Annotated in this window: 10 protein-coding genes and 1 pseudogene; all 11 read right to left on the bottom strand. The window is 52.7% G+C overall.

The annotated features are described in order from the left end of the window. Positions 1-111: 111 nt before the first annotated feature. The 11 genes and pseudogenes from ymfI to XI25_RS13330 all read right to left on the bottom strand — a co-directional run bounded on the left by ymfI (position 112) and on the right by XI25_RS13330 (position 13795). Positions 112-879, bottom strand: coding sequence for an elongation factor P 5-aminopentanone reductase (gene ymfI, locus XI25_RS13380; protein ID WP_046679048.1), 768 nt, complete (start codon positions 877-879; stop codon positions 112-114). Beyond that, complete coding sequence (gene yfmH / locus XI25_RS13375) at positions 876-2159, bottom strand: EF-P 5-aminopentanol modification-associated protein YfmH (protein WP_046679047.1); 1284 nt, start codon at positions 2157-2159, stop codon at positions 876-878. Before yfmH ends, ymfI begins: the two co-directional genes overlap by 4 nt. Before the next feature lie 3 nt (positions 2160-2162). Further along, positions 2163-3446 (bottom strand): EF-P 5-aminopentanol modification-associated protein YfmF, encoded by a 1284-nt coding sequence (gene yfmF / locus XI25_RS13370; RefSeq protein WP_046679046.1) that lies wholly within the window; start codon positions 3444-3446, stop codon positions 2163-2165. A gap of 121 nt (positions 3447-3567) precedes the next feature. Then, on the bottom strand, positions 3568-4374 hold the full coding sequence (gene sleB / locus XI25_RS13365) for a spore cortex-lytic enzyme (protein WP_046679045.1): 807 nt from the start codon (positions 4372-4374) through the stop codon (positions 3568-3570). A 209-nt stretch (positions 4375-4583) separates the two neighbouring features. Beyond that, positions 4584-7166 (bottom strand): FtsK/SpoIIIE family DNA translocase, encoded by a 2583-nt coding sequence (locus XI25_RS13360; RefSeq protein WP_046679044.1) that lies wholly within the window; start codon positions 7164-7166, stop codon positions 4584-4586. Between the two features lie 126 nt (positions 7167-7292). After that, positions 7293-7532, bottom strand: coding sequence for a YlzJ-like family protein (locus XI25_RS13355; protein WP_046679043.1), 240 nt, complete (start codon positions 7530-7532; stop codon positions 7293-7295). After that, positions 7529-8299, bottom strand: coding sequence for a ClpP family protease (locus tag XI25_RS13350; protein WP_046679042.1), 771 nt, complete (start codon positions 8297-8299; stop codon positions 7529-7531). The genes XI25_RS13355 and XI25_RS13350 overlap by 4 nt, the downstream gene beginning before the upstream one ends. A 301-nt stretch (positions 8300-8600) precedes the next feature. Beyond that, a complete protein-coding gene (locus XI25_RS13345) occupies positions 8601-10280 on the bottom strand; it encodes a ribonuclease J (protein ID WP_046679041.1) in 1680 nt (559 codons plus the stop codon). A gap of 258 nt (positions 10281-10538) precedes the next feature. Continuing rightward, a complete protein-coding gene (gene dapA / locus XI25_RS13340) occupies positions 10539-11423 on the bottom strand; it encodes a 4-hydroxy-tetrahydrodipicolinate synthase (protein WP_268794513.1) in 885 nt (294 codons plus the stop codon). 45 nt (positions 11424-11468) lie between these two features. After that, positions 11469-12683, bottom strand: coding sequence for an aspartate kinase (gene dapG / locus XI25_RS13335; RefSeq protein WP_046679039.1), 1215 nt, complete (start codon positions 12681-12683; stop codon positions 11469-11471). A 71-nt stretch (positions 12684-12754) separates the two neighbouring features. Beyond that, a pseudogene (locus XI25_RS13330) lies at positions 12755-13795 on the bottom strand (aspartate-semialdehyde dehydrogenase). Positions 13796-13844 lie beyond the last annotated feature (49 nt).

Below are 13844 nucleotides of genomic sequence, written 5' to 3'. Positions count from 1 at the left end.
TGGCATTTGAGATTTAAAATGAACAATACTAATATGTCCCCGCAGCTCAATCGCTATGTGTGGTGAAAAGAACCATCCCTTACATCGGGCTTTGACCGCATGTTTTGTCGATCAGGTGACCCATCCGCCGTTCGGACTGATGACCTGCCCCGTAATATAGCCGGATTCCGGCAGAGCCAAAAAATACACCAGGGATGATATTTCGTCCGGTTGGGCCAGCCTTCCCGCCGGTATCTCCTCTTCCAGCATTCGGATTTCATCCGGCTCCAGATGTCCGAGCATGGACGTATCGACGGCCCCCGGAGCGACGGCATTTACGGTCACGCCGGAAGGAGCAAGCTCCTTGGCAAGAGCCTTCGTAAACGCATTGACGCCTCCCTTGCTGGCGGAATACAGCACTTCGCACGAAGCGCCGGACAATCCCCATACGGAAGATACGTTAATGATCCGGCCAAACCTTTGGCCGACCATTTTGCCCATCAATGCTTGAGTGCAAAGGAACATTCCTTTGAGATTAACGGACATCAGCGTATCCCACTCCTCTTCCGTCACGTCGGATAAAAGGCCGTAATGGGAGATGCCCGCATTGTTTACCAATATATCGGGCTCCATGTCGTGGTTTTGCAGCTTTTCCCTCATGCGCAAGATTTGCTCTTTATCTTTCAAATCGGCCGAAACCGTCATCACCTTGGCACCCAGCGCCATGCATCGGCGGGCAACCTCGTTGGCGGCTTCGTGGGAATTCATGTAATGGATCACGATATTCATGCCTACCGCGGCAAAACGTTCCGCAATAGCCGCTCCGATCCCCCGGCTGGCACCGGTGATCATGACGGTCATTTCCCCAATCGGCTTCAGCGCCTCTCCCGCTGCACTCATTCCGGACTCATCACCAGGGATACGGACAGCTGATCCCAATCTACATGTTCCTGCAACCGGCGGTTCACATCCTCCAGCGTGATGGATTCGTAAACCGGCAGCACGGAGAACAGGTTGCTGCCTCTAAATTGATACCGGGTAAATTCATGCGCGATATTCTCCGGGGAATTGAGCATGCGCAGGTATCCGCCCATTTTCTTTTTCCGTGCGCGTTCAAAATCGGCGGGATGAAATCCGCTGTCCTTCAGGCGATCGACTTCCTCACGAATCCGGCTGAGCATCCGCTCCGGATCTTTCGTATCGCCGCCTGCTGCGGAAAATGCATACTGCGGAGAACTGTTGTACTCGTGGGAAAAATTGTCGGTAATCAAATCTTCATCGTACAGCTTCTGATACAGCTCCGTGCTTGATCCGAACAAAAGATCCAGCATAAGCTTGGTCGTCAAATCGCGGCGAAGCTGGTCTTCACCCGTCAATCCGGTTTCCTTTTCTTTGAAACCGAACAGACACTTCGGAAGGGATACCGCCAGCCTGCTTACCCGGCGCTTCTCCGCAACCTCCATCGGCTCCGGATCAAACAGCCTGTCGATGCCCCCCTGCTTTCCGTAGGTTTTACGGGCCTGATTCTCCCGTACCATCGTCAGCGTCTCTTCGGGGTTCACGCCGCCTACCACGAACAATAACATGTTGCTCGGGTGGTAGAAGGCATTGTAACATGTGTACAGGTCTTCCTTCGTAATCGTTCCGATCGACTCCACCGTTCCCGCGATATCAATGTGGACCGGATGGACCTTATACATCGCTTCGATCAAACCGAAGTAAACCCGCCAATCCGGATTATCCTGGTACATATTGATTTCCTGGCCGATGATCCCTTTTTCCTTCTCTACGTTCTGGTCCGTAAAATACGGGTTTTGCACGAAATCAATCAGCGTTTCAAGGTTGGCCATAATATTATCCGTTGCCGAGAACAGGTAAACGGTCTGGTCAAAACTCGTAAACGCGTTCGCCGACGCGCCATTCGATGCAAATTTGGCAAAAACGTCGCCTTCCGGCTCCTCAAACATTTTGTGCTCCAGAAAATGTGCTATCCCGTCGGGAACCCGCACCTCAGGCTGACCCTCAACCCGAAAATGATTGTCAACCGAACCATACTTGGTCGCGAAGGTGGCGTAGGTTTTTTGAAAACCGGGCTTCGGCAGCACATAAACGTGTAGTCCGTTATCGAGCACTTCATAGTACAGCGTTTCCTGCAGGTTCTCATAATGTATGCTTTCCACCGGCTATTCCTCCTTTTGGCCTTTCAGGAAATAAATCGTATCCAGCGAAAAAGCGGCCGCAGCGCGTTTCACATCATCAGCGGAAACCTGCTCTATCTGCTCAAGTAGCTCATCGGCCGCACGCTCCTTGCCGGAAATCACCCGGTTGAAATCATAAGCGATCAGCTCGAATGCCGAATCCTGCATTTCCTTGACCACGTTGCGGATCATCGCCTTCGTCTGCGTCATTTCCGTTTCCGAAATCACGCCCGCAGCCATGTCGTCCAGCTGTTTGCGGATAATATCGACCGCTTTTTCGTAATTTTGAATCTCGATCCCCGACTGAATGGTGGCAATCCCTTTATGTCCGTCATAACGCGAGGAAGCGTAATAAGCAAGGCTTGCCTTCTCCCGTACGTTGATAAACAGCTTGGAATGCGGATAGCCGCCCAGAATGCCGTTATACATCAATGCAGCCGCATAGTCGTCGTCACGATAGGTGATCGCGCTGCGCAGACCAAGGTTCAACTTGCCTTGATTGATCTCCAGCTTTTCGATGACCGTTTGAGGCTCCGATACCTCCGAACGCACAACCGAAGCCGCGTATTCCGAAACGGCGCCGCGGTTCATGGAAAAGTGCTCGAGAACGAGGTTCTTCACTTCTTCCAGATTCGTGTCCCCGACGACATACAGATCAAAAACCGCCTCATCCAGCCATTTTTTGTACGACTGGTAAAGGTTTTCCGGCGTGATGCCGTCCAAATCCTTGCGCTGCCCCAGCGGATGAAGCCGGTAAGGCTCGTTCCGGCACATAACCTCGATGCAGCGCTCCGCCGCATAACGGATTTTATCGTTGACGATCGCTTCCAGCTTTTTGCGGACCGTGTCCCGCTCCGTCTGTACATAGGAGCCGCGGAAGACTCCGTTTTCAAGTACCGGCGAAGTCAAAGCCTCGCCTAAAAACGCAAAAGACGACTTCAGCAAACTTTCCTTGCTTTTAACAAAGGAATCGTTAATCGTATCCATCCGGAAATGGACGATCTGATGATCCCCGCGTTTATACACATCAAAACCGAAACCTGCCCCGTACAACTGCTCAAGCCGTTCCCGAAAAGCCCGGGTTTCCGGATAGGAAACGGTGCCTCTCCGCAAAACGAACGGAATCAAAGCCGTCCTCGTAACCGTATCTTCGGCCAGAGGACTGCCGGCATAGAGCGAGATTGCAAATGTCTTGAAGCGGCGGGTCGGCAGCACGTGAATCCGGATACCGCCGGCCTGGCCGTGTTCAAATCCCGTTTTCGTCGTCAAGGTCCAAAACTCCCTTACCACATGAATTGTTACTGCGAAAGCCCGTAATTAAGTTCCATTCTAACCCATCGGAAAGTGAAGAAGCAACCGGAGACAAACCCCGGTTGCTCCCTGCACGCCGCTACATACAGAAGATATGCTGTCCTATCGTTTTCACCTGAGGACGGGTCCAAATCCATTCGGACGTCGCGGTCCTCGGGTTAAAATAATAGAGGCATCCGCCCGTCGGGTCCCAGCCGTTCAGTGCCTGGAGAACCGCTTTTTTGGCGGTTTCGTTCGGTTCCAGCCAGATTTGACCGTCAGCTACCGCCGTAAACGCCCGCGGCTGGAAAATGACCCCGTTTGGCGTATTGGGAAAGCTCGGCGATTTGACGCGATTCAATATAACGGCGGCAACCGCAACTTGCCCTTCGAACGGCTCGCCGCGGGCTTCGCCGAAAACGGCGTTTGCCATAATCTTGAGATCATTGTCGGACAGTCCCATCGTATTTGCGGAGGACAGCTGGGCTCCTTGTTTTCCTTTGCCCGCTGCACCCGTGGTGCCTCTCCCGGGCTCGTGAAGCTTCGGTTCCGTTGGCCGCCAATCTTTGGTCGCATTATATAGGCGAAGCTTCACCTTCGGCCCGACAATGCCATCCACCTTCATTCCGAACTCGGATTGGAACCATTTCACGGCGTTTTTCGTTTTTGTTCCAAAAACGCTGTCGATTTTCCCGTGATAAAATCCCAGATGTTTCAGTCTTCCCTGCAGCTCGTATACATCCTCACCGGTGGATCCGTATTTCAAAATAGCCTGACTGAACGTTGGTAAGGCTTCCCGGATTTGCGGTGCGGTTTCGGTTGACGGAGCGACCTTTGCTTTTGAGATAACCCCCGCCGTTAACAAAACCACGACACCGATCAGTAGCCAGATCTTTGCGTTTTTCATGCTGCGCTCTACCTTTCTCTTGTGGTTTAACAGGATCGCTAACGTTATTATGACAAGCGGGCCTGTTTCCTATGCACTTCCTTTAAGCAGCCGACAAGAGTGAGCAAGGCTGGAACTCGAGGGTAAGATCTTGCGGGAAGATAAGAGGACGTTCGCGAAAAATCCAAAACGGGACAACAAAAGGACCGCTATCCGCGGTCCTTTGCCATTTATGAGCTTATTCTGCTTTGCTGATACTGCTCCATGGACATCAGCACCTCGCGGGGCTTGCTGCCTTCATAGGGCCCAATGACGCCTCTTGCTTCCATCGAATCTATCAGACGGGCGGCACGCGTATACCCTACGCGCATACGGCGCTGGAGCAAGGAGACCGAAGCTTGCTTCGCCTCCAGGATGATGGTGACGGCCTGATCATACAGCTCATCCAGCGTATCATCATCGGAGGAGGAGGATTCTTCGACTTCGGGTACAAGGGACTCATCATACTCCGCCTGTCCCTGATCGCGGACGAAATTGACGATGTTCTCCACTTCCTGGTCGCTCATGAATGCTCCCTGAACGCGAACCGGCTTGGAGGAGCCCATCGGCATAAACAGCATATCGCCCCTGCCCAGAAGTTTTTCCGCTCCGGCCATGTCCAAAATCGTCCGCGAGTCTACCTGAGAGGATACCCCAAAAGCTATCCGGGAAGGAATATTCGCCTTGATCACGCCGGTAATGACGTCAACGGAAGGCCGCTGGGTGGCAATAATCAAGTGAATGCCGGCAGCACGGGCCATTTGGGCGAGACGGGTGATGGCTTCTTCCACATCATGGGCAGCCACCATCATCAGATCCGCCAACTCGTCGACGATGACGACAATATACGGCAGTACAGCAGAAGGGTTGTCCTTCATCAGGGTATTATACCCCTCAATATTCCGGGTACCCGATTTGGAGAACAGCTCGTACCTCTTTTCCATTTCAACCACGATTTTCTTCAGGGCAAGCGAAGCGCGTTTCGGATCGGTTACAACGGGAGCCATCAAATGGGGAATGCCGTTGTATACGTTAAGTTCAACCATTTTGGGGTCGACCATCAAAAATTTAACCTCGTCCGGCTTCGCTTTATACAAAATGCTCGTAATGATGCCGTTAATGCATACCGACTTCCCGGAACCGGTAGCTCCCGCCACAAGAAGGTGGGGCATGCGGGCAAGATTGCCGACAATGGTCTGTCCGGAAATATCCCGCCCGAAAGCGATGGACAACTTGGATTGCGCGTCTTGAAACAGGGGAGTCTCCATGACCTCACGCATCGTAACGATTGAAACTTCGTTATTCGGCACTTCAATCCCTATCGCCGATTTTCCTGGAATCGGAGCCTCCATCCGGATATCCTTGGCTGCAAGCGCCAGGGCTATGTCATCCGTAAGGCTTACGATCCGGCTTACCTTGACGCCGATGTCAGGCTGAATTTCGTACCGCGTAACGGAAGGTCCCCTTACGACTTCCAGTACTTTAGCCCGAACGCCAAAACTTTCCAGCGTTGCTTCAAGCTTTCGCGCAGTCTGCATGTAATCGTTCTGATCTCCGGCCTTCCCGCCATTGTTGGGCTTGGATAAAAGCCTGAACGGCGGAAGCTTATAAGGCTTCGGAGGAGGCGGAGGAGGCGGAGGAGGCGCGGCAGCCTTTTCCTCCTCCCCTTCGCTGCCAAGATCGGACTGCAACGATGTCCCATCGGAGGCTTGATCTGCCTGTAACCGGCTCGCCTCGGCGACGCCGGCTTCAGCCGGCTCCGTGTTGTTCCGGCCTAATGCCTCGAAAGGCGTCTCTTCCGGTTCGTCTATCTTGTGTTCCTCGTCGTCCGGGACTTCCTCGTATCTTACCTGTTCGAAGAAATCCCGGATGATCGGCGAAGTTGAGTGGGATGACGAAGATATTTTCTCATCCGGCTCATTGGTGCCGATCATTTCATCTCCGGCATGATGATCCCGATACAAGGCCTCGCCGTCTCCGCCGAAATCGGATGGCGCCTCCTCAGGCGCCAGGGTGTCCTCTCTTTTGGATTTCGGGGTTTTGCCTCCGAAAAGCTGAAAGAATACCGGTGTTTTCAGACCGGCTGAAGGCTTGTCCAAATCCTCCAGGTCATCGCCCTCATCATCCTCGTCCGCAGGAAGGCTAACAGGTTTATTTTTGGAAGAGCCGGCCGATGAGGACTTTGTCCGGGTCTGACGCGCCCGCATTCTCTTCTGCAAATGCTCTCCGGCCTTGACCATGCGGATCCGTAGCATCCGCATTAAATCCACATAGGACAGGTTCGTTATTAACATAAAGCTGATGAACAGCATCACAATCATAATCAGGCGAGCTCCGATTCCGCCGAAAAACATGAGCAGCAGCGCGAATTGGAGCGCACCGATATATCCGCCGCCGATATCCTTGCCCATGACCGGATGGTTACCGTCGATCTTTCCGTGAAGAAGCTCGCTTTGCAAATCGCTATGTATTTGGGTCAGCACATTGCCTGATGTCAACTGGCCTATCGGGGCTAGCTTCGGCTCCAGCCCGCTGATGGTGCTCATTAAGGTCAATGCCAAAACAAGCAGCAGCATTCCCGTACGGCGGCTGTTCCAGCGTTTGGGCCATTTGCGGTGGATCATGACCATCAAACCGTAATAAATGCCGATTAAAGGAATTACGAAATAGTATTTACCGAGCACGTAGCCGGACATTTTGGATAAAGAGCGTCCTACCGGCGCCTCTCCGGATAGGGCAATCACCGAGAGTGTCATCAAAATAATTCCATAAATTTCATATTTAAGGACCGAGGCAAATACGGCCCTTTTTTTTTCTTCTGCGTTTTGCCAAAAATGTCACCCCCGAACCCATATTATAGCATATATTCCGGTGGCGTACCTATGTTCTCTTTTCGGGACTTAAGGCTTATTTTGTCGAATGGCAGGAATGTATTCAACGGTATTGCCGGGGGTGTAATCCGGATTCAAATAATCGGCGAGTTCGCAGTCCAAAAGACGGACAATCCTGGCCTCATTCTCACTCACCGGCTCGATTTCCATCAGCACGCGCCCGATCCGGATTTCTTTCGATTGAAGCGGCAGGCTTCCGTTCGCATCCGGCCACACCAGCTCAAGAGGCATTACGGTATAAAACGTCATTGGGTCAACCCCCCCGTCCCCAGGCTCTTCCGTTCCCCGATCATTCCGTTCAGTCTGGCCAAGGCTTGGCCGATGCCGCCCACTTCATCCATTAAGCCGTACTTTACCGCATCCTCGCCGGATACAGCCGTTCCGATGTCCCGGTTGAGTTCGCCGGTTTTGAACATGAGATCCTTAAACTGATCTTCGGTGATGCGGGAATGGGCCGTTACAAAACGGACAACGCGCTCCTGCATTTTCTCCATATACTCAAACGTTTGCGGAACGCCGATGACAAGGCCGCTCATGCGAATCGGGTGGATCGTCATGGTTGCGCTGCCCGCAATGAACGAATAATCGGCCGCGACGGCAATCGGCACCCCGATGCTGTGGCCTCCGCCGATTACAACCGTGACCGTCGGTTTCGTGACGGAGGCAATCATCTCGGCGATCGCAAGGCCTGCCTCCACGTCTCCGCCTACCGTATTAAGAATAATGAGCAATCCTTCGATTCGCGGATTTTGTTCGGCCGCGACCAATTGCGGAATCATGTGCTCGTACTTGGTCGTTTTATTTTGGGGAGGAAGCACGATGTGCCCTTCGATCTGACCGATGATCGTCATGCAAAATACATTCGACTCCGCCCCTGACGGTACTCCGGTCTGTCCCAACTGCTGGATGGCATCCAGCGTTGTCGGTTTTTTCGGTTCCTCGTTCGGCAATGCGGGCACCTCGGTTTCGCTGCCGCCTTCCGGTTTATTCGGTTCGGTATCCATGTAATTGCTCATTCACGCATCCCTGCCTTCTCATTAGTCTAAAACTCTCGCTTGTAGTATGGCAAAGATCATGCGCTAATTATCCCTATGGATGTTCAGGTTTTTCATATCCCGTTACATCATAAAAGAAAAAACGTCTCCCGACGCAGACTCCCTAAGAAGGCAGACCGCCTTTTCTTGCGATATCAGGTTGCGTTTCCTTGATGTTTGACCTTTTCGACATCCGAAAAAGCCCCTCTTCGCGGGAACCGTCCAATATTGCCTGCGAAAAGGGGCGACTGTGTGCCTGATTATTCTGTTAGCGATGCTTAAATTAAACTTCCATGATGATCGGCAGGATCATCGGTCTGCGGCGGGTTTGCTCATAAAGGAACCGTCCCAGCGCGTCTTTTACGCTTGTTTTCAGGGACGCCCATTCGTTTACGTTCTCGCTCATCAGCTTCTGCAAGGTGCTGGAGACAATCCGGTTGCTCTCTTCCAAAAGTCCCTCGGATTCCCGCACGTATACAAATCCGCGGGAGATGATATCGGGACCGGATACGATTGCGCCGTTCTGCTTGCTAAGCGTAACGACGACTACCAGAATGCCGTCCTGCGACAGCAGCTTGCGGTCGCGCAGCACGATGTTGCCGACGTCGCCAACGCCAAGTCCGTCAATCAGAACGTTCCCTGCGGTAACCTTGCCGGCTTTGCGCGCCGATCCGCCCTGAATTTCAACAACCTCTCCGAGATCGGTAATAAAAATGTTGTCAGGATCCACGCCGACGGATTCGGCAAGCAGAGCGTGTCTGCGCTGCATGCGGAACTCGCCGTGTACCGGAATGAAAAATTTCGGTTTCATCAGGTTGAGCATAAGCTTCAGTTCTTCCTGGCTTCCGTGTCCGGATACGTGTACGCCGGAGTTGGAACCGCTGTATATAACGTCCGCTCCGAGCCGGAACAGCTCGTCAATCGTCCGTCCCACATATTTTTCATTGCCGGGTACCGGAGTTGCCGCAATGATGACGGTATCGCCCGGAAGAATATCCACTTTGCGGTGCGTCGAGCGGGCCATGCGGGTAAGCGCCGACATCGGCTCGCCTTGGCTGCCCGTACACAAAACCACGACGCGGTCCGCGGCCATTTTATTGACCTCTTCAGGTTCGATCAGCATTCCGTCCGGAATGTGCAAGTACCCGAGCTCCGAAGCGATGGAAACCACGTTAACCATGCTGCGGCCGATCACGGTTACTTTGCGCCCCGTAGATTCGGCTGCGTTAACGACCTGCTGAATCCGGTGCACGTTCGAAGCGAACGTGGCCACCACGACGCGCTGCTCCGCCTTGCGGAAAATGTCCTCCAAAACAATGCCGACATTTTTCTCCGATGGCGTAAAGCCCGGCTTCTCTGCATTCGTGCTGTCCGACAGCAGGGCCAGGACGCCCTTGCTTCCGATTTCAGCCATACGCTGCAAATCGGCATACTGGTCATTGACCGGAGTATGATCAAACTTGAAGTCGCCCGTATGAACCACGCTGCCTTCCGGCGTCTCGATGCATACCCCTACGGAATCCGGGATACTGTGGTTGGTCTTAAAGAACGTGGCTCTCATTGTGCTGCCCAGTTGAATCTCGGAGTCCGCATGAATAAGGATCCGCTTGGTTTCGCCCAGCAAATTCGCTTCCTTCAGCTTGTTCTCCACGAGTCCCAATGTCAGCTTCGTTCCATACACGGGAACGTTCAAATGCTTCAATACGTAAGGGAGGCCGCCGATATGGTCCTCATGACCGTGAGTAAGCACGATTCCTCTCACTTTATCACGGTTTTCCGTCAGGTAGGAAATATCAGGAATAACGATATCGATGCCAAGCATGTCCTCTTCCGGAAACTTCAAACCCGCGTCCACGACAACGATGTCGTTGGCATATTGGATGACATACATGTTTTTCCCGATCTCACCGACGCCGCCCAAGGCAAAAATCGATAGTTTATCGCTGTTTATTTTTTTTGACAAATGAATCTAACCCTCCTATGGTTTTGGACGTCGACCAATGTTATATTAAATTTCAAAAATATACCGCACCCAGTCACTTGAACCCATTATACATGATGAAAAACTGAAAACACAAGTCAGCCACCCGGTAGGCCTAGGATACCCCTATCGACCTACCTTTTATAATTTCCTATATACACAAAACGCCGCCGTCCCAAACAGGACGGCGGCGTTCATATCTGACTTCCGAATTATTTTGGATGGTGGCCAATCATGCCATTATAAACCGTTCAACACGTTTCGGATAAATTCGGCTTCGCTCTCGCTTGGGGAAAGGAGCGGCAGGCGGACCGATCCGACCCGGTATCCTCTTTCTTCAAGCGCAAATTTCACCGCGGACGGGTTGGGAAGAGGACTCGGGCACTCAAAAAGTCCTTTAAAGAGGGGAAACAGCTTCTGGTGCAGCCTTGAAGCTTCCGCCACATGGCCGTCCAAAAAGGACTGGATCATATCCTTCATGACGGATCCGGCAACATGGCTTGCCACGCTGACAATGCCGTAGGCACCAACCGACAGGGCCGGCAGAGCGGCAGAATCGTCTCCGGAGTATACGATGAACCCTGGGGGAGCCGCGGCTGCGATTTGGGTCACCTGATCCAATGAGGCGCACTCTTTGGTCGAAGTCACGTTCGGGATTTCAGCCAGCCGCAGCGTCGTTTCGGCACTTAGGCTGACCCCGGTTCGTCCGGGTACGTTATACAGCATAACCGGAAGCGAAGTGCTTTCGGCAATGGCTTTGAAATGCCGGTAAAGCCCTTCCTGGTTGGGCTTGTTATAATAAGGCGCCACGAGCAAAATTCCGTCCACGCCGCACTGCTCGGCTTTTTTCGTCAGCTCGATGGAATGTTTCGTGTCATTGCTCCCTGTACCGGCAATAATCTTGCATCTTCCGGCCGCCTTTTCCACCGAGAACGTAAACAGTTTCAGCTTCTCGTCCTCGCTCAAGGTCGGCGATTCTCCGGTCGTTCCCGCGATGACCAGGGAATCGGATTGCTGCTCATCAATCAAGTAGTCGATCAGCCTTCCGGTCTCGTCCCAGTTGATCTCGCCGTCGCGATCAAAAGGGGTTACCATGGCCGTAATCAATCTTCCGAAATCCACAATGTTTCCTCCTTGCTTTGTTCCGTTAAACCGGGTCCAAAGCCCGATTTACCGGTGAAGTTCAAATTTGCTGTGCAGCGCTCGCAGCGCTTGCGCCATGTCCTCTTTTTTCACCAGAACCCAAATCGTCGTGTTTGAATCCGCGGACTGCAAAATCGGAATATCGTGTTCGCTGAGCGCCTCGACAATTTTAGCCATGATTCCCGGAACCCCGTTAATGCCCCCGCCGATAACGGAAACCTTCGCACAGCCGGATTGGCTTTTCGGTTTCAAGCCGAGCGCTTGCAGCGCGGATATCGCTTTCTCCGAATCGCTGTCGAATACGGTGTACAGAACGCCGCCAGGAGTAACGTTAATGAAATCAACGCTGATCGAGTTATCGGCCATCGACTTAAACACTTGCAGCTGAAGCTGCTCCGTCCGATCGCATTCCACGGAGATTTGGGTAACATTGCTTACGTAGGCTACCCCGGTCACATACCTGTCGATAATTCCCGCCGGAACATCCCTGAAACCGTCCGGCTGGGTAACAAGCGTCCCCTCGCTGTCGGAAAAAGTTGAGCGTACGCGAACGGGCGTCAGCGACTGCATCGCGATTTCGACCGCGCGAGGGTGTATCACCTTGGCCCCCTGATGCGCCATATTGCAAATCTCGGTATAGCTTACATAACTGAGAGGTTTGGCATCTTCCACAATCCTGGGATCCGCCGTGAGGATCCCGTTCACATCCGTATAAATATCGACCATTTCCGCGTGCAAAGCAGCTCCCAAGGCGGTAGCCGACGTATCGCTTCCGCCACGTCCGAGGGTAGTCAAGTCCCCGGACTCCGTCTGTCCCTGAAAACCGGTTACAATCACAACCTGGACTTTATCAAGCTCAGCCAGGATTCGCTCGGGGTTGACATTCAGGATTCTGGCGTTTCCAAAATGGGTATCTGTTATAAACCCGGCCTGAGGCCCTGTCAGTACGGTAGCCGTTATTCCTTCGCGATGAAGAAGTCCGCACAGCGTTGCCGCCGATATGATTTCACCGCAGCACAGCAGTAAATCCTTTTCGCGCGGGGGCAGGTCACCGCAATGAAGCTCGCTCCAATCGAGCAAGCTGTCGGTTGCATAGGGCTCGCCTCGCCGGCCCATGGCGGATACGACGACAACGAGCCGATACTGCTGTTCCAGTTCACGACGGATATGGTCGATTACGCGTGCTCTTGCCTGTGGCGTTGACAATGAGGTGCCGCCGAATTTCTGAACCAGGATGCGCATGAGAATTCCTCCGTTTAATATCCGAAAGACTCAAACCAGGCGCCGAGCGGCTGAAACGGCAGGCGGTAGGCCTAGCCGTTTCGTTTGGAAGCGATGACTTCTGCAATTTGCACAGCATTCCAGCTGCGCCCTTAAGCAGGTTATCCGATACGATCCACATGTTCAAACCGCGCTTATGCGTAAGGTCGCGACGCAGTCGTCCGACAAACACGTCCGGTTTGCCGGCTGCGTCCGTTGCAAGCGGGTAAGACTGTGCCGAAGGATCGTCAACCAGCGTAATCCCCGGTGCGTTTTCCAGAAGGCGCTTAACCTCTTCGATTTCGTAATCATTCTTGAACTCCACATAGACGGATTCGGAATGACCATATACGACCGGGATGCGGACACAAGTGGCTGTAACTTCAATGGTTTCGTCGCCCATGATTTTTTTTGGTCTCGCGGACCATTTTCATTTCTTCCAATGTATATCCATTTTCTGTAAATTTATCGATTTGAGGTATGGCGTTAAAGGCGATTTGATGTTTCACGGGAAGCGAGCCGACAGGCAAAATGTCCGGCCGTACTTCATTCCCGGCAAGAACCTCCCTGCTCTGACGCAGCATTTCCTCTATCGCTTTATGTCCCGCCCCGGACACCGCCTGATAAGTCGACACGATAATGCGCGAAATTCCGAAAGCATCGTGCAGCGGCTTCAAAGCGGCTACCATTTGAATGGTGGAGCAGTTAGGATTGGCAATAATGCCGTTATGTTCGTCAATTTTTTCAGGATTTACTTCGGGTACGACAAGCACTTTATCCGGATCCATACGGAATGCATTCGTGTTGTCGATACATACTGCCCCGTGCCGTACAGCATGAGGAGCCAATTCCTTGCTCACGTCACCGCCGGCACTAAAGAGCGCAATGTCGATACCTTTAAAGCTGTCAGGGGTGGCTTCTTCTACGGTTACGTCCTGTCCTTTGAACTTAAGGACTTTTCCTGCGGATCGCGCTGAGGACAACAGCTTCAGCTCGGCAATCGGAAAATCCCGTTTTTCCAAAAGCCCCAAAATCTGTTCTCCTACCGCTCCCGTTGCTCCCACAACGGCCACATTAAACTTTTGCTCGCTCATCTGTCATGTCTCCCCTCATGAAATAAACTGGTTCTGTTTCTTTTTTTTG

Source organism: Paenibacillus sp. DMB20, from assembly GCF_000987955.1.
Classification (GTDB): domain Bacteria; phylum Bacillota; class Bacilli; order Paenibacillales; family Paenibacillaceae; genus Paenibacillus_AQ.
Note: the sequence above shows the minus strand (reverse complement) of the source record. Positions and strands in the feature narration are given on the sequence as shown.